Source organism: Amycolatopsis coloradensis (genome assembly GCF_001953865.1).
Taxonomy (GTDB): domain Bacteria; phylum Actinomycetota; class Actinomycetes; order Mycobacteriales; family Pseudonocardiaceae; genus Amycolatopsis; species Amycolatopsis coloradensis.
This window is the reverse complement of sequence record NZ_MQUQ01000003.1, coordinates 624,342-648,309: the sequence shown is the minus strand read 5'-3', so window position 1 is coordinate 648,309 and position 23,968 is coordinate 624,342. Positions and strand designations below refer to the sequence as shown.

Below are 23,968 nucleotides of genomic sequence, written 5' to 3'. Positions count from 1 at the left end.
TTTCTAGCACCAGAGAAATATTCGAAGATACTCCGTTAGCGCGGTTCGGCGCCCCGGCGGACGGGAAGTCTGGGGATAGATTTGCTGTCCTCAGGGTTCGGATCAAGAAAGGCAACGACCGTGATTCTCCGCCGCGTCGCACGTCCGCTCCTCGCCGCGATCTTCATCTCCGGCGGGATCGGCGCGCTGAGGGACACCCAGGGCCACGCGAAGGCCGCGGAGCCGTTCCTCACCGGAACTTTCGACAAGCTGGAGGGCGTGGTGCCGGAAGCCGTGCCGCGCGACCCCGCCACCCTGGTCCGCATCGACGCGGCGGTGAAGGTCGGCGCCGGTTTCGCGCTCGCCACCGGGAAGGCGCCCCGGCTGGCCTCGCTGCTGTTGCTCGGCAGCCTGGTTCCGACCACGCTGGCCACACACCGGTTCTGGGAGATCAAGGAACCGGCCGAGCGTCAGCAGCAGCAGATCCAGTTCATCAAGAACGCCGGCCTCGCCGGCGGGCTCCTCCTGGCCGCCGCCGACACCGCCGGCAAGCCGTCGCTCGGCTGGCGTACCCGCCGGGCCGCGTCCAAGACGGAGAAGCGCGCCGAGAAGCTGGCGAAGCGCGCCGAGAAGGCCATCACCAAGTAGCCGCGGATGTTATGAAAGGTCCGTTCATAACAGGATTTGTTATGAACGGACCTTTCATAACACTCTCCAGGGGTCATTCGGTGAGAGCGGCGATGTCCTCTTCCTCGACGACCGTCCGGACCTCGACCTCGATCTCGTCGAACAGGGCCGCGTAGGTCTCCGCGAACGCGACGGCCTCGGCCAGGTCTGCGGCGTTGATCAGCGCGAAGCCGCCGATGACCTCCTTGGCCTCGGTGAACGGGCCGTCGGTGGCGGTGATCTTGCCGCCGCGCCCCTTGCGGACCTTCGCGCCCCGCTCGGACGGGTGCACGCCTTCCGCCGTGATCAAGATGCCCTTCTTGAACGAGTCCTCGATGAAGGCGCCCATCTGCTCGATGAACTCCTTGCTGGGGTTCCAGGCTTCCGGGGCGCTCTCGTCCAGCCGGTGCATCATCAGAAACCGCATCGCTGCTCCTCAGTGTCTTGGCGGGGCTTGTTGTACCCCGTCGTCACCAGCGCGTCGAGCGGCTCGACGGCGCTTCGACATTTCTGCCGAAAAAATTCTCAGCGGCTCGCGACCTTCTTGTACTGGGCCGTCGCCAGTGGCGCGAAGATCGCGATGATGGCGATGCAGCACAAGATCGCGTACAGCGACGCGTGTTCGGCGGGCCAGCCCGTCGGTGCCGCGCCGAAGCGGTTCCCGAACAGGTCGCGAGCCGAGTTGATCACCGCGGTGAACGGGTTCCAGTCGGCGATCGCCTTCAGCACGCCCGGGAGCTTGTCCGCCGGGACGAACGCCGTCGAGATGAAGCTCAGCGGGAACATCCACATCAGCCCGGCGCTCTGCGCGACCTCGACGCTGCGCGCGACGAGCCCGATCCACGCGCCGACCCAGGACAGTGCCCAGGCGAACATCAGCATCACCAGGTAGCCGAGCACCGCGTCGAGGAAGCTGCCGCGGATCCGCCAGCCGACGAGCAGCCCGCACAGTGACATGACGATCAGCGCGACCACACTGATCACCAGGTCGGACGTGGTCCGGCCGAAGATCACCGCGAGCCGGGAGATCGGCAGGGAACGGAACCTGTCGATGATGCCCTTCTGCAGGTCGTTCGCGAACCCGATCACGGTGAACGCCGAGTTGAACGCGACCGTCTGCGCGAAGATGCCGGCGATCAGGAACTCGCGGTAGGCGAGCCCGCCCGCCTCCCCGCCGATCGCGTCGCCGAAGACGTACGCGAACAGCAGCACGAACATGATCGGCTGCAACGTCGCCGCCATCAGCCAGTCCGGGTTGCGCTGGACGTTCTTCAGGTTCCGCCAGGTGATCACACCACCGTCGGAAAAGGCTTTGGCGACCGTGCTCACTTCTTGTCCCCCTCGTCCGTGGCGTGCCCTGTCAGCGAGAGGAACACGTCGTCGAGCGTCGGCCGGTGCAGCGCGACGTCCTGGATGGCGACGCCCTGCGCGTCCAACCGCCGCAGCGCCTCGATCAGTGCCTTCGGCCCGCCCTCGACCAGGACGTCGACCTTCCGGGTGTGCTCGTCGACCGACGGGGTCCCCGAGCCGACCTCGGTCAGCACCTGCGTGGTCATCGCGAGGTCACTCGTGTTCGCGACGACCAGTTCCAGCCGTTCGCCGCCGATCTCCTGCTTGAGTTCGTCGGCCGTGCCGCGCGCGATGACCTTCCCCTTGTCGATCACCACGATCGAGTCGGCGAGCTGGTCGGCCTCCTCCAGGTACTGCGTGGTCAGCAGGACCGTGGTGCCGTCGGCGACCAGTTCCTTGATGACCTCCCAGGTGTCGATCCGGCCGCGTGGGTCGAGCCCGGTGGTCGGTTCGTCGAGGATCACCACGGTCGGCTCGGCGACCAGCGCTCCCGCGAGGTCGAGCCGTCGCCGCATACCGCCGGAGTACGTCTTGGCGGGCCGGTCCGCCGCGTCCTCCAGCCGGAACCGCGCGAGCAGTTCACGCGCCCTGGACTTCGCCGCGGCCTTCTTGCTCCCGTACAGCCTGCCGACCATGTACAGGTTCTCGAACCCGGTGAGGTTCTCGTCCACGGCGGCGTACTGCCCGGACAACCCGATCGACCGACGGACGGCGTCGGGCTGGGCCAGCACGTCATGCCCGGCCACCTCCGCTTCGCCCGAATCCGGGCGAAGCAGCGTGGTCAGGATGCGGACCGTCGTCGTCTTTCCGGCACCGTTCGGCCCCAGCAGGCCCAGCACCTTGCCCGTCGGGATCGACAGATCGACCCCGTCGAGCGCCTTGGTGGACCCGTAGGTTTTGACCAGCGCTTTCGCCTGAACTGCGAACATGCGGACAAACTAGACCCCGGCACCGACAAAGGCACCGGGTTTTCCGCGGATCAGCTTCAGGCGAACGGATTACTTCTCGAGGATCGCGGTGATGCCCTGGCCGCCCGCCGCGCAGATCGAGATGAGCCCGCGGCCGGATCCCTTCTCGCTCAACAGTTTCGCGAGGGTGGCGACGATACGGCCGCCGGTCGCGGCGAACGGGTGCCCGGCCGCGAGCGACGAGCCGTTGACGTTCAGCTTCGCCCGATCGATGGAGCCGAGCGGCTCGTCGAGGCCCAGCTTCTCCTTGGCGAACGCCGGGTCCTCCCACGCCTTGAGGGTGGCGAGCACCTGCGACGCGAAGGCCTCGTGGATCTCGTAGAAGTCGAAGTCCTGCAAAGTGAGCCCGGCACGCTCGAGCATCCTCGGGACGGCGTACGCGGGCGCCATCAGCAAGCCCTCGTCGCCGTGGACGTAGTCGACGGCCGCGGTCTGCGAGAACGTCAGGTACGCCAGCACCGGCAGCTTCCTGGCCTTCGCCCACTGCTCGGTCGCGAGCAGGACCGTCGACGCGCCGTCGGACAGCGGCGTCGAGTTGCCCGCGGTCATCGTGCCGTCAGGACCACCGAAGGCGGGCTTCAGCTTCGCGAGCTTCTCGACGCTGGAGTCCGGGCGCAGGTTCTGGTCGCGTGCGAGCTTGAGGAACGGCGTCACCAGGTCGTCGAAGAAGCCCTTGTCGTAGGCGGCGCCGAGACGCTGGTGGCTGGTGGCGGCGAGTTCGTCCTGCGCCTCGCGCGTGATCTCCCAGACCTTCGCGGTCAGCGCGGCGTGCTCGCCCATGGACAGGCCCGTGCGCGGCTCGGAGTTGCGCGGAATCTCGGGAACGATGTGGCCGGGACGGAGTTTCGCGGCGAGCTTGAGCCGTTCGGGAAGCGTCTTCGCGGCGTTGAGCTGCACGAGGATCTGGCGGAGGTCGTCGTTGACCGCCAGCGGGGCGTCGGACGTGGTGTCGACGCCGCCCGCGATGGCCGAGTCGAGCTGGCCGAGCGCGATCTTGTTGGCGACGTTGACGATCGCCTGGAGGCCGGTGCCGCAGGCCATCTGCACGTCGGACGCCGGGGTGGCGGGGTTCAGCTTGCTGCCGAGGACGCTTTCGCGGGCGAGGTTGAAGTCGCGGGCGTGTTTGAGCACGGCGCCGGCGGCGACCTCGCCGATCACCTCGTCTTGCAGAGAGAAGCGGCTGACCAGGCCGTCGAGGGCGGCCGTGAACATGTCCTGGTTCGACGCTTTCGAGTACGGACCGTTCGAGCGGGCGAAGGGAATCCGGTTGCCGCCGATGATCGCGACCTTGCGCACGGGTGCCGTCCTTTTCGTGGCCATTTTTTCCACTCCTCCGTAGGCTCTCTCACACTGTAACCTACTCACGGGTAGGTTAGACTGCGACGTGATGCAAACTGCACGGGAGGCATGTAATGGCTGACAGGTACCAGCAGTTCACGAAATCCCCGGTGGGGAAGTTCGTGGTGCCGAAGCTCGGCCTGCCGAACCCCGCGACGCTCCGCCGGTACAAGCCCGGTCAGCCCCCTCTCGAGGGTCCCGCACTTCTGGGCGCCGCGCCGGGCGGCCGGCTCGAAAAGGTGATCGAGGCGCAGCTGCACCGCGCGGGCATTGACGTCATCTCGACGGCTGTAGACAAGCACGCCGCGCTCGTCTTCGACGCGACAGGCGTGAAGGACCCGAAGCAACTTCGCGAGGTCTACTCCTTCTTCCACCCCGTGATCCGCAGTGTCGGTTCGTCGGGCCGCGTCATCGTCCTCGGAACGCCGCCGGAGCTGGCCGAAGGGCACGAGAGGATCGCCCAGCGCGCGCTCGAAGGCTTCGTCCGCTCCGTCGGTAAGGAGCTGAAGCGCGGCGCGACCGCGCAGCTCGTGTACGTCGCCGAAGGCGCCGAAGAGGCCACCGAGTCGACGCTCCGGTTCTTGCTGTCGTCGAAGTCCGCCTTCGTCGACGCCCAGGTCATCCGCGTCGGGACCGAGACCAAGACCGCGTCGGCCCCGGCTGACTGGGAGAAACCCCTCGACGGCAAGGTCGCGCTCGTCACCGGCGCTTCCCGCGGCATCGGTGCCGCCATCGCCGAGGTGCTGGGCCGCGACGGCGCCCACGTCGTCGCGCTCGACATCCCCGCGCAGGGCGCGGACCTGTCCAAGGTGGCCAACAAGGTCCGCGGCTCGGCACTCCAGCTGGACATCACCGCCGCCGACGCGCCGGAGAAGCTGGCCGAGTACCTCACCTCGCGCCATGGCGGCGTCGACATCGTCGTGCACAACGCCGGCATCACGCGCGACAAGACGCTCGGCAACATGACCGAAGGCGGCTGGGATTCGGTCATCGCGGTCAACCTCGCGTCGCAGCTCGCGGTGAACGAGAAGCTCCTGTCCGGCAAGGTGCTGCACGAGAACGGCCGCATCGTCGGCGTCTCCTCGATCGCCGGGATCGCGGGCAACGTCGGCCAGACCAACTACGCCACCAGCAAGGCGGGCGTCATCGGCATGGTGAACGTCGGCGCGCCGACGCTCGCGGAGTACGGCGGCACGATCAACGCCGTCGCACCGGGCTTTATAGAGACCAAGATGACCGCCGCGGTGCCGCTGTTCATCCGCGAGGCCGGACGGCGGCTGTCCAGCCTCGGCCAGGGCGGGCTCCCGGTCGACGTCGCCGAGACGATCGCCTGGTACGCGAACCCGGCTTCGGCCGCGGTCAACGGCAACGTGGTCCGCGTCTGCGGCCAGGCACTGCTGGGGGCGTGATCATGGCGGTCAAGGAACTTCGCGAGTCACCGAGCCTGTCTTCGTTGTACCCCAAGGCGTTGCTCGGTTCGCTGCGCAAGAGCGGCGGGAGCACGCTGCCGTCGACCGAGTTCGTCCGCGAGGGTGTCGTCGTCGATCCCGCGCATCTCGCCGCGTACAACCAGGTGTGCGGATTCCGGCTGGGCGACGTTCTTCCGGCGACGTATCCGCATATTCTCGCGTTCCCGCTGCAGATGGCGCTGATGACCGAACCCGACTTCCCGTTCCCGCTGCTGGGCATGGTGCACGTCGGCAACCGGATCACCCAGCACCGCCCACTGCGGCTCGACGAGTCGTTCACCCTGCGCGTGCGCGCCGAAGACCTGCGCCCGCACGAGAAGGGCAAGCAGTTCGACGTGCTCAGCGAACTGCTCGTCGGCGACAGTCCTGTGTGGACGGACATCAGCACGTACCTGCGCCGGGGTGGCGGCAGTGGGGAGAAGACCTCACGCGGCCAGCTCTCGCAGCCCTCACCCAACGCGATCTGGCACGTGCCCGGCGACATCGGCCGCCGCTACGCCGAGGTCTCCGGCGACCGCAACCCGATCCACCTGCACCCGATCACCGCGAAGGCGTTCGGGTTCCCGGCCGCGATCGCGCACGGCATGTGGACGAAGGCGCACGCGCTCGCGGCGTTCGAAGGCAGGCTGCCGGAGGCGTTCACGGTCGACGTCAAGTTCAAGCAGCCGGTGCTGTTGCCCGCGAAGGCGGCGTTCACCACTTGGAGTGAAGGCAGGGACTGGGCCTTCGAACTCTGGAACGCGCGCAAGCCGAAGCCGCACTTGGAGGGGTCAGTCGTCGCTCTCTGACGGCTTCCAGACGTCGCCCTCGACGAGGTCGTTGAACCCGAGCCAGACGAGGTTCATCAGCCACGAGGCGAGCACGCCGTCGGAGACATCGGGGTGGTCGAGTGCCCAGTCGGCCAGCGACTCGGCCGCCCCGACCAGCGCGGCGGACAGCCCCGCGCCGGAGAACTCGGCCTGCTCGCCGAGGCCCTTGCGAGTGCCGGCGGAGACGACCAGCGCGGCGACCAGTTCGATCGCGCGGGTGCGCATGTCGGTGATCTCCGCGGCGAAGGCGCCGCCGACGGTCATGGCCTGGCGGTGCAGCACCGTCCAGGACTCGCGGTAATCGGCGACGAACCGGTAAAACGCGCGAAGCCCGTGCCAAAGCTGCATGTCGGGCGGCAGATCGGGTTTGATCCCGTCCTGCACCGCCTCGAGCAGGCGCGTGGCCTCGCGGCGGATGCACGCGCCGAAAAGGTCTTCCTTGGACCCGAGGTAGGTGTAGATCATCGGCTTGGACACGCCGGCGACCTCGGAGATCTCGTCCATCGACGCGGAGTGATAGCCGTAGCGCGAGAACACCGAGACCGCTGCGTCCAGGATCTGGCGTTCCCGCACCGCTCTCGGCAGCCTTTTGGCGCGTTCGGCGGGACGCGGTACTTCCTCGGACACTCAGGACCTCCCCTTAGTTCGCGTAAGACGCTACCGGGCTACCTCCGGCGCGGGTGCTTTCGGCACGCTTGCCCGGCTACCTACTGGCGGGTAGCCTTACGCCTTGGTAGGCGGAGCTGGAGGGAAAAAATGACCGAGATCGCGGGGCTGACGGGCCGCGCGCTGGTCGACGCGCTGGACCGGATCGAGCCGGATTCGGCCGAGGCGCACTCTCTCGACGTCAACGAGGTCGCGGGCGCCATCGACCCGAAGGACCTCGGCAAGGACGACGTCCGGCGGCTGCTGGCCGCGCTCGGGCGGCTCGCGGAGTCCGCACCCGCGTTCGACCTCCGGAAGGTCGACCCGGCCCGGTTCGCGAATCTCGTCGCCCGGGCCTCGCGCACGCAGCTGGAGAGCGTCGTCGCCGAGCGGCCGCTCCGGGAACGTGTGTTGCGCGAGATCTTCGACCGCATGGGCGCCCACATCCGGCAGGACCGGGCTAAGACCCTGCACGCCGTCGTGCACTGGCGGCTTTCCGGCGGCGATGGCGACGGCGGGTACGACCGCTACGAGACGGTGATTTCGCACGGTGAGTGCACGGTCAGCCGGGACATGAAGGAGAAGCCGAAAGTGACGATCACGATCGCGCCCGTCGATTTCTTCCGGCTCATCACCCATCAGGCGACCCCCGCTGTGCTATTCGTCACGGGAAAGATCAAAGTAAAAGGTGACCTGGCCTTCGCGGCGGGCCTGATCGGTTTCTTCGACCTTCCGAAACCGTCCTGACCCGGCCGAGCGGATACACTTCCGTGCCGTGCCCCGAAATTCTCCGAACCGGCGCCTGCGGGACAAGGTGCGCTTTTCCCGCCCGTTACGGCTGCACAAGACGCGCACCGGCGGCGAGCACGTCGTCAACGGCTTCGCGGAGAAGCTGGAGCTCGCCAAGCTGAGCCCCGAGCAGTTCGTTCAGGTGCTGGAAACCTTGCACATGCTGGGCGAAACCGGCGCGGGTATCGAGCTGAGCTCGCTGGAGACCGAGGTGCTCGTCGACATCGTGCAGCGGGCGTCACGGGAGCAGCTCAAGGCGATCGCGGACCATCGGGAACTGCGTTCGGCGTTCCTCGACGAGATTTTCCGCAGAATGTCGGACCATTTCGCCCCCGAACGCGCGAGTCATGTCGACTTCGTCGTCGCATGGCGTTTCACCGATGGTGACGGAGAAGACGGTTTCGATCGCTTTCAAACGGTCATCGAAGACGGTGTCTGCGTTTCCAGCACCGATCTCGCACGCACTCCGGACACCACGATCACACTGTCCGTCGACGACTTCATCCGGATGGCCACCGGCAACGCGGCCGTGGCGGCGATGTTCGTGACCGGCAAGGTGAAGGTGAAGGGCGAATACGCGCCCGCGGTGCGGTTCAGCGGGTACTTCGACATCCCGAAGCCGAGCGGGAGCTGAAGCGTCCCTCACCGCATGCGATGCGGTGAAGGACGCTTTCGTGGCTTGGGATGCGGGGAGGGCTCCCTTCAGCCCTCGTCGAAAGTTCGCTGGGGAGTGCGGCGATAGCGTGTGTTGGGGCTGCGAAGGTTCTTCTCCGTCGCTTCGATCAAACCCTGCCTGAGCAAGACGCTCAGCCACCGCGTCACCGTGCGGTCATGCAGCCCGGTCTTCGACACCAGGTCGGCCCGCGTCGCCTCACCGTCGCCCAACGCGATGAGGATGTCCTCGCGTCGATCGGCGCGACGTTTCACAGGTGCCGGATCATCGGTGGCGGCGGGAGCGACATCCTCGGCCAGGTTGTACTGCGCATACCGTCGACCGCCGACGGGGACCAGTAGACCCCGCGCGACGAGATCGCCGAGTTCTTCGGTGGCTATCCGGGAGTCGAGATCGTTGGCGTTCCGGTACGCCTGATTGTTGAGCGTCTTCTCGTGGAACAGCATCGCGAGGCCATGACACTGGCTGTCGGTGAGTCCGTGTTCCGAAAGCGAAGCGATCCATCGGACCGCGTCCTCCCCCATCAAAGTATGGTTCGGGAAGGTCGCGGTGAAGGTCGAAATGTCATCGGCGAACCGCGGTGGACTGAGCTTGGCGTCTCGCATGGCGGCCAGCATCGCCGGGATTCCGGAACCGCGGTTTTCGCAGATCGGGCGGTCCGAACCCGGCAACGGGGTGTCTTCGAGTATCTTCAGCAACGTCGCGTTGCGGGCCGATGAGGTGCCTTCGACCCCCAGGTTCTCCTCGCGAACCGACCCGTACAGGCCGCCGGGATTCCGGATGAGCAGCCGATCGGGATACATCTCGACCTGCACCTGTGTCCCTTGTGAAGGCCCGGAGTAGTCGCGGTGGACCAAGGCGTTCACCACAGCTTCCCGTAACGCGGTCTCGGGGTATTCGTACGCCTCGGCTCGCCCGGCGCCGCGAACGGTGGACCTGCGCTTCATATTGCGACGAAGTGCGATCAGTGCTTCGTCCACGATCACCGGAATGGGGCCTTCGGCCGCGACGTTGTCGATGAAACGAGTCCCGCCTCGCCCGTCCGGTCCCGATTTCGTCGGATAGTGGACGAAAGTCAGCATGAGCTGAGGAAAGAACTCCTGAGGGAATTCTCCCAACGCCAGGAGTCCCGCGAGAGACAGTTCGTCGCCGATGAGCACCTTCGCGCGTTGCAGAGCCGCGGTGCTGTCCAGGTGTGCGAATGCCCTGCTGCGGTGCCGACGGAGTCGGCTCAAGAAGGCTTCGACGAGTGACTGGTCGAGGTTCGCGACGGTCGTACCGGTGACGGGCTGTTCGTCGTCCCGAGGTTGCCCCCGGTTCGCCAACATCAGTTGGACTTCGTAGGGGCTGAGTCTGCGATCACCGTCGGCGACCCTGACAAAGCTTCCCTGCGTCATGCCGGTACCGCGGTTGTACGAGGGCTTGTTGCCCGGCGCTAGTTCCGGGATCTCCGCGACGACCAGATCGACGCCTTCGAAACGGTGAGTACCGATGAGCGGGCGCAACGGTGGCTCAAGATTCTCCGAGCACATCGCGGCCAGATCGGCCTCGGTCTTCGCCGGGTCCTTGACTCCCGTTGCCTCGAACCCGTGAGCCTCGTCGAGGCCGAGGATCAGCACGCCTCCGCTGGTGTTGGCAAAGGCGGAAAGTGTTTCGCGGATACTCTTCGGCAGTTTGGTCTCAGCCCGTTTGGCCTCGACACAGGCGTGGTCGCCACCGAGATCGCGAAGAACCGCGATGATCTCGGCGAGTTCGTCGTGGAGCATGCCGCCGTCCTAGCTTAGACACTAGCTTAGACACTAGCTTAGACACTGGAGTCTAGTGGCGAAGCTAGTGTCTAAGCTGGCGGCACTCAGCCCTCGACGATGCGGCCCTCGATCACCGGCGGCTGCTTCTTGGCGGCCTCGGCGGGCGGCGTGTCCATGACGACCTCGCTGTCCACGACCATCACCGGACCGCTGGTCTGGTTGGCGAACTTGACCGCCCGGCGGGCCATCCGCTTCTGCCAGACCTTGCGCGCGACACTCCGTGTCGGCGGCAGGATCAGCAGCAGGCCGAAGACGTCGCTGACGAAACCGGGCAGCAGGATCAGCAGGCCGCCGAAGCCGATCAGCATCCCGTCGGTGAGTTCCTTCTCCGCGTCGGCCGGTCGGCCGAGCCGCGCGGACTCGGCGAACGCCCGGAAGGCGCGGCCGCCTTCGCGGCGCGCGAGCCAGGACCCGACGAACGCACCGGCGAAGAGCAGCGCGATCGTGCCGAGCACGCCAACGGCCGAGCCCACCGCCCACACGGCGGCGATCTCGGCGACGACATAGAGCAAGAACGCGACAGCCATACTTGGACAACGTACGGCTTGCCCGTTTTGCTCCCAACCCCCGATACGGTGACCGAGGTCGCCGTATCGGGGGCCCAGTCAGCCGACGGCCTCATCGAGATAGGCGGCGGCCTGCAAGGTGAACAGGTCGGCATAGCCCGCCTTCGCCGCCATCAGCTCGTCGTGCGTGCCGTATTCGGCGACCTTCCCGTGCTCCAGCAACAGAATCCGCTCCGCCTGCCGGACGGTGGAGAACCGGTGCGAGATGTACAGGGTCGTACGTCCCTCCGAAAGCTCCCTCAGGCGCGAGAAGAGGTCATGCTCCGCCTGGGCGTCCAGTGCGGACGTCGGTTCATCGAGGATCAGGATCGGCGCCTCCCGCAGGAACGCCCTGGCCAGCGCGATCTTCTGCCATTCGCCGCCGGAAAGGCTGACGCCCTGGTCGAACCAGCGGCCGAGCGGGCTGTCGTACCCGCTGGGCAGGCGCTCGATCCGCTCGTCGGCCCCGGCCCGTTTGGCCGACTCCTCGATGCGCTCGCGGTCGACAAGGTGTGTCAGATCGCCGAGCCCGATGTTCTCGGACGCGGTGCCCTGGTAGGTCACGTAGTCCTGGAACATCGCGCTGATCCGCTTCCGCAGTTCCACCGGGTCGTACTCGCGGATGTCGACACCGTCGAGCAGGATCCGGCCGCCCGTGGGGTCGTACAACCGGCACAGCAGCTTGAACAGCGTCGACTTCCCGGCACCGTTGCGGCCGACGACGGCGACCGTTTCTCCCGGCCGGATCTCGAAACTCACGCCGTCGAGTGCCGGTTCGGGTGCGCCGGGATAGGTGAAGGACACTTCTTCGAACTCGATGTGTCCCTCCACAGTGGACGGAAGGGGGCGCGGCTCCGGTGGCGCGAGGATCTCCGGTTCGGTGCCGAGGAAGCGATACAGCGTGTCGAGGTAGAGATTGTTCTCGTACATCCCGGAAAACGCGGTGAACAGGCCTTGGACCGACGTCTGCACCGATGCCGCGGCGGCCGTGTACAGCGCGAGATCGCCGAGGGTGAGCCTGCCGCCGACGGCCTCCAGCGCGATGTACAGCGCGATCGCGGATCCGGCGGCGGTGCTCAGCAGACCCCATGACGTCGAGCTGACACTGCGCTTGCGGGTCAGTTTCCGCTGGCGGTCGTAGGAGACCTGGCCGAGCCGCTGGAACCGGTCCACGAAGTACGGGCCGAGGCCGAAGAGCTTGGTCTCCTTGGCGTAGGTGTCCGTGGTGACCAAAGAGGACAGATAATCCATGCGTCGTTTCAGCGGGGACATCATCAGCGTCAGCCAGAACGCGCGGGCGCCGTACTTCGACTGCGAGATGAACGCGGGGATCGGCGCCACCAGCGCGACGAGCGCCAGCAGCGGGCTGATCGAGACGAGCAGTGCGATCATGCTGCCGAAGGTGATCGCCGTCCGGACCAGGCCCAGCGCCGAGTTCATCATCGACAGCGGCCGGGTCGGCGCCTCCTGCGCGGCCTGGCGCAGCATGTCGTAGGACGCGGAACCCTCGAAGTACGACAGATGCAGCCGGCTCGCGTGGTCCATCACCTGGTGGCGGATGGTCAGCGTCATCCGTTCCTGCAGCAGGGTCTGGCCGTAGGTGGTCAGTGCCTGCGAGAGGGCGGTGAGCACGAGGACACCGAACTGGAACAGCGCGACGCCGACGATCGCGCTCTTGGTCCCGTGTCCCTGGATCGCCGCGACCACCGAGTCGATCAGCAGCTTCGCGATGTACGCGGTCGCGGTGGGCAACAGCCCGGAAAGCAGCGTCACCGCGGTGATCGTGATGGTCAGGAACGGGCTCGCCTGCCAGGTCAGCTTCGCGACCTTCGGCAGGCCGCGGACCGTGCCCGAGACGTTGACCCACATGCGGTCGAGCCGGGACTTCAGGTCTTTCGGGCCGGTTTCGGGTTCGGGCTCCGGGATTTCGACCGGACCGGTCAGTCCGCTGTCGGGCACCGTCGACGGCGGGCGGCGTCGCCTGCCGCCGCGCGCCATGAACAGTTCCAGGCCGCCTCCCCCACCGGGCGGGCCGATCACTCGGCCCCCAAGGCGCCGTTGAGGAACACGTCGACGAGTTCCATCGTGGTGGGTTCGTCGCCGGTCTCGCCGAACCGGATCCGGCCGCTGAACAGCAGCGACAGGAAGAGGGCCGCGGATTGTGCCGCGGGCAGGCGGAGCCGGTCCTTCTCTGGTTCGAACAGCTCGACCATGGCGTCGCGCATCGCGTTCATCGACTCCTTCCGCCGGTCCCTGCGGTCGTCATGGCGATGTTCCGGTCGCTTGCCGGAGCCGTGCATGACCGCCATCAGCGCGCCCATCCGCTGGAGGTGCGCGCTGAGCGCGTCGGCCGCTTCGATGAGCCTCTCGTCGAGGGGCTGTTCGAGGTCGATGACGGCGATCGCGTCGAGTACTTGGTCGGGCTTCAGCGCTTCGGCGAAGCAGGTGGCGAAGAGTTCGTCCTTGTCCTTGAACACGCGGAAGACCGTGCCCTCGCCGATACCGGCGGCGCGGGCGATCTGGGCCGACGTGACGCCGGCGCCGTGCTCCACCAGCAAGGGCAGCACGGACTGGACGATCATCCGGCGCCTCTCGTCGGCGCTCATCCCCGGCGCTCTCCGCCGGGAGGTGGTTTCTGTCATGCCTCCAGTGTGCGGAGTGAGTGCTCACTCCGTCAACCGATTAAGACTGAGACGCGTGAAGGCCCCCTTCCCGCGGCTGAGCCGAGGGAAGGGGGCCTTCACGCGCAAACGTCAGTAGGTGATCGCGACCGCCGGGTCGGCCATCAGTGCGCCGACGTCGGCCAGGAACTCCGAGCCCTGCTGCCCGTCGACCACGCGGTGGTCGAAGCTCAGCGAAAGCTGCATGACCTTGCGAACCTTGATCTCACCGTCGACCACCCACGGGGTGTCCTTGATCGCGCCGAGCGCGAGGATGGCGGACTCGCCGGGATTGATGATCGGGGTACCGGTGTCGATGCCGAAGACGCCGATGTTGCTGATCGTGAAGGTGCCGTGGAGCATCGCCGCCGGTGTGGTCTTGCCCTGACGGGCGACATCGGTCAGCTCGGAGATCGCGGCCGCGAGGTCCTTCAGCGAGAGGGAATCCGCGTCGCGGACCTTCGGCACGACGAGCCCGCGCGGCGTGGCCGCGGCGATCCCGAGGTGCACGTAGTCCTTGTAGACGATCTCCTGCGCGGCCTCGTCCCACACCGCGTTGACGTCCGGAGTGCGCTTGGCCGCCAGGCAGACGGCCTTCGCCGCGAAGGTCAGCGGGGTGACCTTGACCCCGGCGAACTCACGCGACTTCTTCAGCTTCTCCCGGAATTCTATCATCGGCGTGACGTCGATGGTGAGGAACTCCGTGACGTGCGGGGCGGTGTAGGCGCTCTGCACCATCGCGGCCGCGGTGGCCTTGCGGACACCCTTGACCGGCACCCGGCGTTCCCGCGTGGCGGGGTCGTAGCCGCTGTCCACAGTGGACGGAATGGCGGCGGGCGCGACGGAACCGTTGGCGGCGGCGTGCACGTCGTCACGGGTGATGACACCGCCGTCGGCGGTGCCGGTGAGGGCGTGCAGGTCGACGCCGAGGTCCTTGGCGAGTTTGCGTACCGGCGGCTTCGCCAGCGGCACGTACCCGCCCTTCGGCTTCGAAGGGGCGGGCGCCGGGGTAACGGCCACAGCGGGGGCGGGAGCGGCGGGTGCCGCGCCCTTCCGTGCCCGGCGCTGCGTGACGACGGCCTTGGAGCCGTAGCCGACCAGCGGCTTCATCTCCTCCTCGGCCGGTTCCTCTTCCTTCGCGGCAGCGGGTGCCGGGGCGGAAGGGGCGGCCTTGCCGCCGGGGTCGACGTCGATGGTGAGGATCGGCGCGCCGACCTCCACCGTCTGGCCCGGCTCGACGAGCAGTTCGGTGATGACGCCCGCCCACGGGATGGGCAGTTCGACGGCGGCCTTCGCGGTCTCGACCTCGACCACGATCTGGTTCACCGTCACGGTGTCACCCGGTTTGACCTGCCAGGCGATGATGTCGGCTTCGGTCAGCCCCTCGGCCGTGTCGGCGAGGGGGAATTGTTTGTACTCGGGCATTTCAGGAACTTCCCCCTTACCAGGCGAGTGAACGGTCGACGGTGTGCAGCACCCGGTCCAGATCGGGGAGGTAGTGCTCCTCGAGTTTGGCCGGCGGGTACGGCGTGTCGAATCCGGTCACCCGCAGCACGGGGGCTTCCAGCGAGTAGAAGCATTCCTGCTGCACGCGCGCGGCGATCTCCGAGGTCAGCGACGATTCCGACGGCGCCTCGCTCAGCGCGATGAGCCGTCCGGTCTTGCGCACCGACTCGAACACCGGCTCCAGATCGAGCGGGGACAGCGTCCGCAGGTCGATGACCTCGAGCGATTTGCCCTCGTCCTCGGCGGCGGAGGCCGCGTCGAGCGCGACCTTCACCGACGGGCCGTATGCGACGACGGTCGCCGTGGTGCCTTCACGGACGACACGGGACTTGAACAGCTGGTCCGGTGTGGCCTCGACGTCGACTTCGGACTTCATGGCGCCCGAGTGGTACAGCTTCTTCGGTTCGAAGAACAGGATCGGGTCGTCGGACTTGATCGCCTGCTGGATGCCCCAGTAGGCGTCGACGGCGTTCGAAACCGACACGACCTTGAGGCCCGGGATGTGCGCGAACAGCGATTCCGGCGACTCCGAGTGGTGCTCGACCGCGCCGATGCCGCCGCCGAACGGCACCCGGATCACGATGGGCATCTTGACCTTGCCCTGCGTCCGGTAGTGCAGCTTCGCGACCTGGCTGGAGATCTGGTCGAAGCCAGGGAAGATGAAGCCTTCGAACTGGATCTCGCACACCGGGCGGAAACCACGGACGGCCAAGCCGACCGCGGTGCCGATGATGCCCGATTCGGCCAGCGGCGTGTCCAGCACGCGCTGCTCGCCGAAGTCCTTCTGGAGGCCGTCGGTGATGCGGAAGACGCCGCCGAGCTTGCCGACGTCTTCACCCATGATCAGGACCTTCGGGTCCTCTTCCATGGCGCGCCGGAGGCCGAGGTTGATCGCCTTGCCGATGGTGAGTTTCTGGGGGTCGCTCATTTCAGTGCTCACCCGCCTCGACGAAACCGTCCAGGTAGGACAGGAATTCTTCACGCTGCGCGTCGAGCAGCGGCGTGGATTCCGCGTAGACGTTGGAGAAGATCCGCTCGGGTGGCGGTTCGGGCATGTTGAAGCAGTAGTCGCGCAGCTCGGCCGCGAAGGCGTCCGAATCGGCCTGCACTTGGTCGAAGAACGCCTGGTCGGCGCCGCCACCGCGGGCGAGATACGCCCGGACGCGCTCGATCGGGTCCTTCAGCTTCCACTCCTCCAGCTCGTCGGAGAGCCGGTAGCGGGTGGGATCGTCGGTGGTGGTGTGCGCGTCCATCCGGTAGGTGAACGCCTCGATCAGCACCGGGCCGTTGCCGTGACGGCATTCCTCCAGTGCCCAGCGGGAGACCGCGAGGCAGGCGAGGACGTCGTTGCCGTCCACGCGGATGCCGGGGAAGCCGTAACCGCGGGCACGCTGGTACAGCGGCAGGCGAGACTGGCGTTCGGTGGGCTCCGAGATCGCCCACTGGTTGTTCTGGCAGAAGAACACGAGCGGCGCGTCGTAGACGGCGGCCCAGACGAAGCCTTCGTGCACGTCGCCCTGCGAAGTCGCTCCATCACCGAAGTAACAGATGGTGGCTTCGCCGTCGTCGTCGCCGACCTTGCCTTCGAACTTCTGGCCCATCGCGTAACCGGCGGCGTTGAGCACCTGGTTGCCGATCACGATGGTGTACGGGTGGAAGCCGTGGCCCTGGTAGTCCCAGCCGCTGTGGTCGGTGCAGCGGAAGATGCCGAGCACCTCTTTGAGGTCGACGCCGCGGGTGTACGCGACACCGTGCTCGCGGTAGCTGGGGAACGCCATGTCCCCCTTCCGCAGCGCGCGGCCGGAGCCGATCTGCGCCGCCTCCTGCCCGAGCAGCGGGACCCAGATGCCGAGTTGGCCCTGGCGCTGCATCGCGTTGGCCTCGCGGTCCGCGCGGCGGACCAGGACCATGTCGCGGTACAGGCCCTTGAGGGCTTCAGTGTCGATGTCGTCGACGTAGCGGTCGAATCGCGGCGAGGGGACCCGTTCGCCTTCGGGGGTGAGCAGCTGAGTCAGCTCAGCGCCACCTTCACTCGTTGCTCGCAAACCGGCGATCACCTGTTCGGGGGAAGGTTGCGCCGATACGGCGGCGGGACCATCTCCAGGTTCCGGGTGCGTCCAGTGTTCGGACGGCATGAGCTGCTCTCCTTGGTGTCGGCGCCTCTGGCGGCCACTTGTGGCGGCCACAGTGACTGCGCCGGCGGGGACCAGCACGTCGGATCTGAAGCGCTGGGTCACCATCGGCGTTGACGGTTCGTGCGCACATCCTGGCATGCCGGACGCCGTTTTGGTCAGTGGCGGATGCTGATTTGTTGCTGAGAAAGGGTGCCTGATCAGGGAAAATGCTAGGACGCCCGAGTGTGGGGCCGCCGAAAGTAGGGGTTTCACCCGGGCGCCGACCAGCGGACGACGAGCCCGGATGGGGGTATCGCCCGGCTTGAGCGATGACGATCCGTGCCCGTCGCTGTGACCCACAACACCCCTGCCGACCCGTGGCAGGATGGCGGACGTGGAGCAGAAATCCGTACGCGAAACCGTGGTTTCGAACTGGGCGCACGACGTCCTTCCCAGCTTGTCCGGCCTGGTGGCGATCCCCGCGTTGTCGCCGGCGTTCGACTCCGAGTGGGCGGCGAACGGCCACCTCGCGGGTGCCGTCGAGCACGTCCGATCCTGGATCGCCGCCCGGGAGATCCCCGGCGCGACGCTCGAGGTCGTGGAACTCGAAGGCCGCAGCCCGCTCTTGCTCGTCGACATCCCGGCGACGTCCGAAGCGGCCGACAAGGGCACCGTGCTGATGTACGGGCACCTCGACAAGCAGCCCCCGGTCGGTGGCTGGTCCGAGGGGCTCGACCCGTGGACGCCGGTGATCCGCGACGGGCGGCTGTACGGCCGCGGCGCGGTCGACGACGGCTACTCCGGCTACGCGGCGACGACGGCGATCGAGGCGGTCCGCGCCTCCGGTGGTGAGCACTCCCGCGCCGTCGTGCTGCTCGAGACCGGTGAGGAGTCCGGCAGCCCGGACCTGCCCGCCTACGTCGAGCACCTGAAGGAGCGGCTCGGCGCCGTCTCGCTGGTCGTCTGCCTCGACGCGGGCGGCACGGACTACGAACGACTGTGGCTGACCACCAGCCTGCGCGGAATGCTGCACGTCAACGTCACCGTGAAGGTGCTTGAATCCGCGCAGCACTCCGGCATGGCCAGCGGCATCGTGGCGAGTTCGTTCCGCGTGCTGCGGGCACTGATCGACCGGATCGAGAACGTCGAGACCGGCGAGATCAAGCTCGCCGAACTGAGCGTCGACATCCCGGAGAACCGCGTCGAGGAAGCTCGCGGTGTCGTCGAGATCGCGCCCGGCGCGGCGAAGACGCTGTTCCCGGTGGTCGGCCGGACGGTGTCCGACGACGACCTCGAACTGCTGCTCAACAACTCGTGGCGGCCGACGCTTTCGGTGATCGGCGCGGAGGGCTTCCCGCTCCCGGCCGACGCGGGCAACGTGCTGCGCGACAGCACCACGCTCACCCTGAGCTTCCGGCTGCCGCCGACCGTCGACGCGCAGACCGCGATGGCGGCCGTCCGCCGCGTGCTCACCACGGACGTCCCTTACGACGCTTCGGTCGAGCTGAGTGGATTCCAGGCCGAGAACGGCTGGAACGCGCCCGCCACCGCACCGTGGCTAGACGAGGCCCTGCACCGGGTGAGCGGCGAGGTCTTCGGCGCGCCGCACAAGAGCTACGGCATGGGCGGGTCGATCCCGTTCATGGGGCTGCTCGGTGAGAAGTACCCGGAGGCGCAGTTCGTGGTCACCGGTGCCTGCGGGCCGGACTCGAACATCCACGTGCCGGACGAGTGGCTGAACATCGACTTCGCGCAGCGGGTCACCGAAGCGGTCGCGCACATCCTGGACGCGCACGCCCGGAGCTGATTTTCCCGCTCACGCTGCGATGAAAGGTCCTTTCCCAGCAAAATTCACCAGGAAAGGACCTTTCATCGCAAGCGCGGGAGGATCATGTTCGAGGGTTTCGAGCTCGAAAACGTCGATGTCGGTGAAGCGACCCTCAGGGTCCGTCACGGTGGGTCAGGACCGCCTCTCGTCCTGCTGCACGGCCATCCGCGCACCCACACCACCTGGTACGACGTCGCGCCTCGGCTCACCGACAGGTTCACCGTCGTCTGCCCGGATCTCCCCGGCTATGGCCAGTCCTCGAAACCCGAGACCACCGAAGACCACTCCGCGCATTCGAAACGCGCCATGGCGAACGCGATCGTCGCGCTCATGCGCCATCTCGGCCACGAGCGGTTCGCCGTCGCCGGACATGATCGCGGCAGTTACGTCGCGCACCGGCTGGCGATGGACCACCCCGGGAACGTCACCAAGCTGGTCATCCTCGATGGCGTCCCGATCGGCGAAGCGCTCGCCCGTGCCGACGCGAACTTCGCGCGTGAATGGTGGCACTGGTTCTTCTTCGGGCAGCTCGCGAAGCCCGCCGAGCGCGTGATCAACGCCGACCCGGACGCCTGGTACGGCGGCGATCCCGACGCGATGGGCGCCGAGAACCACGCCGACTTCCTGCGCGCGATCCACGATCCCGAGACCGTCCACGCGATGCTCGAGGACTACCGCGCGGGCTTGGGTCCCGACCGCGATGCCGACGACGTCGACAAGGCGGCCGGGCGGAAACTCGCCTGCCCCCTGCTCATGTTGTGGTCCAGCCGCGACGACATGGCCGATCTTTACGGCGATCCGGTCGCCGTATGGCGCGAGTGGGCCGAGGACGTCCGCGGCTTCGCCATCGAGTCCGGGCACCACATGGCCGAGGAGAACCCGGCTGACCTCGCGGCGGCGTTGCGGGGGTTCCTGGGCTAGGCGTCGGTATCGGCCGACCCGGCCACCCGATACCGCGGCCTCGTCGCGTGGCCCTGGGCGAACTTGTTCAGCGCCGCCGTGAGCTGCTGCTCCGGCGCCGGGCTTGACGGCTCACGTCAGCCGGGTCAGCTGCACCGAGACGTCCAAAGTGGACGACGACCATCGGATCGGCGACGTTCGCCGCGGCCGCCGCCCGCAGCGCGCCGCAGATGCGAGGCGTAATCGCCGACAGGGCGGACCCGATGCTGGGCGAACAGGCTCACACGAGGTGATCAGCCGTCGCGGCAGCACACCTTCACGCAGGATCCGCCTGTCGGCGAGAAAGGCTTCGAGCGCGCGGACCCGTTGCGCCACACCGCGTTCGAGTTCGCTCCATTCGGCGGAAAGATCCGTCGAGGTCAGCGCGGAGATCGATTCGTACAGTGCTCGATACGGCTGGCGGACCGTGCGTCGGCGGTGAACATCTCGTCGTACGCGGCCGCGTACGACGAGAGACAGCCGTCGAACCGCGCTCGAGGTTTTGACGCTCGAGGTTTCGCCGCCCGCCTCGCAAAGTCGTCGTCGCCGTAACCGCTCACCCTGCCACGTTGGCGCGATAACCCGCACAAGGACAGTGACGGCCGAAACGGCGCTGTAACGTCGTAGTGCTGTGATTGCCGCCGGATGAGTGGCAATATGCGTGCTCTCGACACATGGGAACTACAAGGAGTGACGACGTGGCCCGATTCAAAGCGCTCGCCCTGATCCCGGCGCTCGCCCTAGCCGCAGGAGTGCTGACTGCTTGCGGTGAGGAAGGCGGTACCGCGGCAGGAGGCGTCCAGCTCGTCGCTTCCGGCAAGGTCACCACCTGCACGCACCTGCCCTACCAGCCGTTCCAGGTCAAGCAGGGCGACAAGATCGTCGGCTTCGACGTCGACCTGGTCGACCTGGTCGGCAAGAAGCTGGGTGTCGAGCAGACCATCGTCGACATCGCCTTCGAGAACATCGAGTCCGGTGAATCGATGAACAGCGGGCAGTGCGACCTGGCCGCCGCGGGCATGACGATCACCGACGAGCGCAAGCAGAAGTTCGACTTCTCCGACCCGTACTTCGAGGCGACCCAGGCGCTGCTGGTCAAGGTCGGGTCGCCGATCAAGGACCTTACGAACGTCACGGGCAAGAAGATCGGTGTCCAGTCGGCCACCACCGGCGCCAAGTACGCGGAGAAGGAAGCCAAGGGCGCGGAGATCGTCACGTTCGACGACCTCGCGTTGCTGGAGCAGGCCGTCAAGAACGGCACGATCGACGCGGGCGTCAACGACAACGGCGTGCTCTACGACTTCGCGAAGGCGAACCCGGACACCACGGTCGTCACGGAGTTCAAGACGAACGAGTTCTACGGAATCGGTGTGAAGAAGGGCAACACCGCCCTGCTCGGCCAGATCAACGAGGTGCTCAAGGCGTCCGCGGCGGACGGCTCGTACGCGCAGATCTACCAGAAGTGGTTCGGCAAGGCCCCGACCTGGCAGCCCGGCGGCCCGACCGCCAGCTGATAATCCGTTCCCGGTGGCCGGTGCAGAGCGCACCGGCCACCGGTTTGTCGCCACTTGTTTGAGGAGAGAAATGGCTTTGAGCCGCCGCCAGCGACGTTCGGCGTTCCGGAACGGGCAATACGTCCTGCTGCTGGTGATCGTCATCGTGCTCGCCTTGCTGGCCGACTGGGGCAGGATCGGCAAGGCGTTCTTCGATCTCGAGGTCGCCGCCAACCAGTTCCCGGCCGTCATCACCGTCGCACTGAAGAACACCATTGTCTTCACCTCTCTCGGCTTCGTGCTCGGTCTCGGGCTGGGCCTCTTGCTCGCCCTGATGAGGCTTTCCTCGGTCGGCCCGTACCGCTGGGTGGCGCGTGGGTACATCGAGTTCTTCCGCGGCCTGCCCGCGCTGCTGATCTTCATCGCCGTCGGCATCGGCGTGCCGACGGCCTTCAACACGAACCTGCCGCGCAACATCGCGATCATGCTGGCGCTGGGCATCGTGTCCTCGGCCTACATGGCGGAGACCATCCGCGCCGGGATCCAGGCGGTGCCGCGCGGACAGGTCGAGGCCGCGCGTTCGCTCGGCATGTCGCCCGCCCGCACGATGATCACCGTCGTGATCCCGCAGGCGTTCCGGATCATCCTGCCGCCGCTGGCCAACGAACTGATCATGCTGACGAAGGATTCTTCGCTGGCGTTCCTGCTCGGCACCACGCCGTTGCAGCAGGAACTGGCGCAGTTCAGCCGTCAGGCGCTGATCGAAGCCAGAGGACTGACGCCGGTCGTCGTCGCCGGTCTGTGCTATCTCGTCATCACGATCCCGCTGTCGATCCTGCAGCAGCGGCTCGAAAAGAAATACGGGGCCGGAGTGCCCGGCGGAGGAACGGTATGAGCACCCAGGCGATCGTCGAGGTTTCGGGACTGCACAAGGCTTTCGGTGAACTCGAGGTGCTCAAGGGCATCGACCTGCGCGTCGAACGGGGCCAGGTCGTCTGCATCATCGGCCCGTCGGGTTCCGGCAAGTCGACGCTGTTGCGCTGCGTCAACCTCCTCGAGGAACCGCAGCAGGGCAAGATCGTGGTCAACGGCAGCGAGATCACCGACCCGGACGTCGACATCGACGGCGCCCGCACGAAGATCGGCATGGTCTTCCAGTCGTTCAACCTCTTCTCGCACCTGAGCGTGCTCGACAACCTCACGGTCGCGCAGCGCAAGGTGTTGAAGCGCGGCAAGGAAGAGGCGAAGCGCATCGCGCGGGACAACCTCGCGAAGGTCGGGTTGGCGGAGAAGGAGTCTTCGCTGCCGACGCAGCTTTCCGGCGGTCAGCAGCAGCGCGTCGCGATCGCCAGGGCGCTGTCGATGGACCCCGACGTCATGCTGTTCGACGAACCGACGTCGGCGCTGGACCCCGAGCTGGTTGGCGACGTCCTCGCGGTCATGCGGCAGCTCGCGCAGGAGGGCATGACGATGCTCGTCGTCACCCACGAGATGCAGTTCGCCCGTGAGGTGGCCGACACCGTGTTGTTCATGGACGGCGGCGTCGTCGTCGAACAGGGCGCGCCGGCCCAGGTGATCGGCGACCCGCAAGAGGAACGCACGAAGACATTCCTTTCGCGGGTCCTGAACCCGAACCACCAGGCCTAGCGGCCCTGGAGCTGCGCCTGGAGCTGAACGACCTTGGCGGCGATTTCGTGTGGCCCGGCGCCCATGAGGCTCACCCAGCCTTTGGTGTCCGGGCCGAACACGACGCGGCCCTGTTCGGTGTCCATCCAGCCCGGTGGTTTCTCCACGCGTTTCCGGTTGCCGCCGCCGTCACGGATGGCGACGTACAGCCTTCCGAAGAACGAGTGTGGCGACCGGATCCACTGGAGGATCTTCTTCGCGTCACGGATGCTCGGGCCGGTGCCGGTCAGCATTTCGCCCTTCATCAGGATCTGCAGATCGGCTTCCGCGCAGTTCAAGGACGGCGTGCGCGCGGGCGGAGCCTCGGGAAGCAGCCCGGTGAAGTCCTGCGCGAGTGTGTCCGGCCGGGTCGGCGTCAGGTAGACGACCTTGTCGACCAGGACGACGGTGACCGCTTCCCGGCCGCTGCCCGCGGCGCGAACAGTCCGTTCACGCCCCTCCGACTTCACCCACGAGTAGTACTCGACCGCCGGCCGCTGCAGGAAACGCAACGTGTCGAGGAACTCGTCGTCGATCCGGCCGCGCCGCGACAGACCCTGTCTGTCCAATTCGGACTGCGCGGTGGCGGCCAGCTCACGGCGTTCGTCGGGCAGGTACCACTGCGCGCCGCGGACGAGCGTCGGGTGGATGTCGCCGAGATTATGCTGGTCCAGCAGGGTTTCGTAGGTCTGGAGCGTCAGTTCGACGGGTTTCCGGAGCACGG

23 protein-coding genes and 1 pseudogene are annotated in these 23,968 nt (G+C 67.0%); 10 read left to right on the top strand and 14 right to left on the bottom strand.

The features are described from left to right. Positions 1–120 precede the first annotated feature (120 nt). Positions 121–627, top strand: a complete 507-nt coding sequence (locus BS329_RS06730) for a DoxX family membrane protein (protein ID WP_076156604.1) — start codon at positions 121–123, stop codon at positions 625–627. Between the two features lie 73 nt (positions 628–700). On the opposite strand, the gene BS329_RS06725 is transcribed toward BS329_RS06730, so the two are convergent. From BS329_RS06725 to BS329_RS06710, 4 genes are all read right to left on the bottom strand, one after another. Further along, positions 701–1,072 carry a YciI family protein gene (locus tag BS329_RS06725; protein ID WP_084749414.1) on the bottom strand — a complete coding sequence of 124 codons (372 nt, stop codon included), beginning with the start codon at positions 1,070–1,072 and terminating at the stop codon, positions 701–703. A gap of 98 nt (positions 1,073–1,170) precedes the next feature. Then, positions 1,171–1,974 carry an ABC transporter permease gene (locus BS329_RS06720; protein ID WP_076156601.1) on the bottom strand — a complete coding sequence of 268 codons (804 nt, stop codon included), beginning with the start codon at positions 1,972–1,974 and terminating at the stop codon, positions 1,171–1,173. Beyond that, complete coding sequence (locus BS329_RS06715; protein ID WP_076156599.1) at positions 1,971–2,924, bottom strand: ATP-binding cassette domain-containing protein; 954 nt, start codon at positions 2,922–2,924, stop codon at positions 1,971–1,973. Before BS329_RS06715 ends, BS329_RS06720 begins: the two co-directional genes overlap by 4 nt. Before the next feature lie 69 nt (positions 2,925–2,993). Beyond that, on the bottom strand, positions 2,994–4,283 hold the full coding sequence (locus BS329_RS06710) for an acetyl-CoA C-acetyltransferase (RefSeq protein WP_076156596.1): 1,290 nt from the start codon (positions 4,281–4,283) through the stop codon (positions 2,994–2,996). Positions 4,284–4,375: 92 nt separating this feature from the next. Between BS329_RS06710 and BS329_RS06705 the strand changes: the two genes are divergently transcribed. Together BS329_RS06705 and BS329_RS06700 are read left to right on the top strand one after the other, a co-directional pair. Further along, entirely contained in the window at positions 4,376–5,710 is a 1,335-nt protein-coding gene (locus BS329_RS06705) for a 3-oxoacyl-ACP reductase (RefSeq protein WP_076156593.1), read from the top strand. Positions 5,711–5,712: 2 nt separating this feature from the next. Further along, positions 5,713–6,558, top strand: coding sequence for a MaoC family dehydratase (locus tag BS329_RS06700; protein WP_076156591.1), 846 nt, complete (start codon positions 5,713–5,715; stop codon positions 6,556–6,558). Here BS329_RS06700 and BS329_RS06695 read toward each other — a convergent pair. Continuing rightward, positions 6,541–7,206: a TetR/AcrR family transcriptional regulator gene (locus BS329_RS06695; protein ID WP_076156588.1), complete on the bottom strand. Its 666-nt coding sequence runs from the start codon at positions 7,204–7,206 to the stop codon at positions 6,541–6,543. The two genes, BS329_RS06700 and BS329_RS06695, sit on opposite strands and share 18 nt — an antisense overlap. A gap of 129 nt (positions 7,207–7,335) precedes the next feature. Between BS329_RS06695 and BS329_RS06690 the strand changes: the two genes are divergently transcribed. Together BS329_RS06690 and BS329_RS06685 are read left to right on the top strand one after the other, a co-directional pair. Then, entirely contained in the window at positions 7,336–7,971 is a 636-nt protein-coding gene (locus BS329_RS06690; protein WP_076156586.1) for an SCP2 sterol-binding domain-containing protein, read from the top strand. A 67-nt stretch (positions 7,972–8,038) separates the two neighbouring features. Then, positions 8,039–8,647 (top strand): SCP2 sterol-binding domain-containing protein, encoded by a 609-nt coding sequence (locus BS329_RS06685; RefSeq protein ID WP_208619170.1) that lies wholly within the window; start codon positions 8,039–8,041, stop codon positions 8,645–8,647. Between the two features lie 68 nt (positions 8,648–8,715). Here BS329_RS06685 and BS329_RS06680 read toward each other — a convergent pair whose 3' ends face one another. The 7 genes from BS329_RS06680 to pdhA all read right to left on the bottom strand — a co-directional run bounded on the left by BS329_RS06680 (position 8,716) and on the right by pdhA (position 17,340). Beyond that, positions 8,716–10,452, bottom strand: coding sequence for an ATP-binding protein (locus BS329_RS06680; RefSeq protein ID WP_076156584.1), 1,737 nt, complete (start codon positions 10,450–10,452; stop codon positions 8,716–8,718). Between the two features lie 86 nt (positions 10,453–10,538). After that, entirely contained in the window at positions 10,539–11,021 is a 483-nt protein-coding gene (locus BS329_RS06675) for an FxsA family protein (protein ID WP_076156583.1), read from the bottom strand. Between the two features lie 78 nt (positions 11,022–11,099). Continuing rightward, entirely contained in the window at positions 11,100–13,049 is a 1,950-nt protein-coding gene (locus BS329_RS06670; protein WP_143252913.1) for an ABC transporter ATP-binding protein, read from the bottom strand. A gap of 26 nt (positions 13,050–13,075) precedes the next feature. Next, the gene (locus BS329_RS06665) at positions 13,076–13,645 is read right to left on the bottom strand and encodes a TetR/AcrR family transcriptional regulator (RefSeq protein ID WP_076156580.1); all 570 of its coding nucleotides are present in this window, start codon (positions 13,643–13,645) and stop codon (positions 13,076–13,078) included. 147 nt (positions 13,646–13,792) lie between these two features. Further along, positions 13,793–15,124, bottom strand: a complete 1,332-nt coding sequence (locus BS329_RS06660) for a dihydrolipoamide acetyltransferase family protein (RefSeq protein WP_076156577.1) — start codon at positions 15,122–15,124, stop codon at positions 13,793–13,795. Positions 15,125–15,140: 16 nt separating this feature from the next. Further along, positions 15,141–16,133, bottom strand: a complete 993-nt coding sequence (locus BS329_RS06655; protein WP_076156574.1) for an alpha-ketoacid dehydrogenase subunit beta — start codon at positions 16,131–16,133, stop codon at positions 15,141–15,143. A 1-nt stretch (position 16,134) separates the two neighbouring features. Then, positions 16,135–17,340, bottom strand: coding sequence for a pyruvate dehydrogenase (acetyl-transferring) E1 component subunit alpha (pdhA, locus tag BS329_RS06650; RefSeq protein WP_076156571.1), 1,206 nt, complete (start codon positions 17,338–17,340; stop codon positions 16,135–16,137). A gap of 373 nt (positions 17,341–17,713) precedes the next feature. On the opposite strand from pdhA, the gene BS329_RS06645 reads away from it, so the two are divergent. Beyond that, positions 17,714–19,126, top strand: coding sequence for a M20/M25/M40 family metallo-hydrolase (locus BS329_RS06645; protein WP_084749444.1), 1,413 nt, complete (start codon positions 17,714–17,716; stop codon positions 19,124–19,126). 84 nt (positions 19,127–19,210) lie between these two features. Then, positions 19,211–20,068 (top strand): alpha/beta fold hydrolase, encoded by an 858-nt coding sequence (locus tag BS329_RS06640; protein ID WP_076156566.1) that lies wholly within the window; start codon positions 19,211–19,213, stop codon positions 20,066–20,068. Between the two features lie 151 nt (positions 20,069–20,219). Here the strand turns inward: BS329_RS06640 and BS329_RS41755 are convergent. Further along, positions 20,220–20,646 (bottom strand): annotated as a pseudogene (locus tag BS329_RS41755) (circularly permuted type 2 ATP-grasp protein); the annotation flags it as partial. A gap of 138 nt (positions 20,647–20,784) precedes the next feature. Between BS329_RS41755 and BS329_RS06630 the strand changes: the two are divergent. The 3 genes from BS329_RS06630 to BS329_RS06620 all read left to right on the top strand — a co-directional run bounded on the left by BS329_RS06630 (position 20,785) and on the right by BS329_RS06620 (position 23,226). Further along, on the top strand, positions 20,785–21,600 hold the full coding sequence (locus BS329_RS06630) for a basic amino acid ABC transporter substrate-binding protein (protein ID WP_076156560.1): 816 nt from the start codon (positions 20,785–20,787) through the stop codon (positions 21,598–21,600). Between the two features lie 70 nt (positions 21,601–21,670). Further along, positions 21,671–22,474, top strand: a complete 804-nt coding sequence (locus tag BS329_RS06625) for an amino acid ABC transporter permease (protein ID WP_076156557.1) — start codon at positions 21,671–21,673, stop codon at positions 22,472–22,474. After that, positions 22,471–23,226 carry an amino acid ABC transporter ATP-binding protein gene (locus tag BS329_RS06620; RefSeq protein WP_076156554.1) on the top strand — a complete coding sequence of 252 codons (756 nt, stop codon included), beginning with the start codon at positions 22,471–22,473 and terminating at the stop codon, positions 23,224–23,226. Before BS329_RS06625 ends, BS329_RS06620 begins: the two co-directional genes overlap by 4 nt. Here BS329_RS06620 and BS329_RS06615 read toward each other — a convergent pair. After that, the gene (locus BS329_RS06615) at positions 23,223–23,966 is read right to left on the bottom strand and encodes an ESX secretion-associated protein EspG (RefSeq protein WP_076156551.1); all 744 of its coding nucleotides are present in this window, start codon (positions 23,964–23,966) and stop codon (positions 23,223–23,225) included. The two genes, BS329_RS06620 and BS329_RS06615, sit on opposite strands and share 4 nt — an antisense overlap. Between the last annotated feature and the right edge of the window lie 2 nt (positions 23,967–23,968).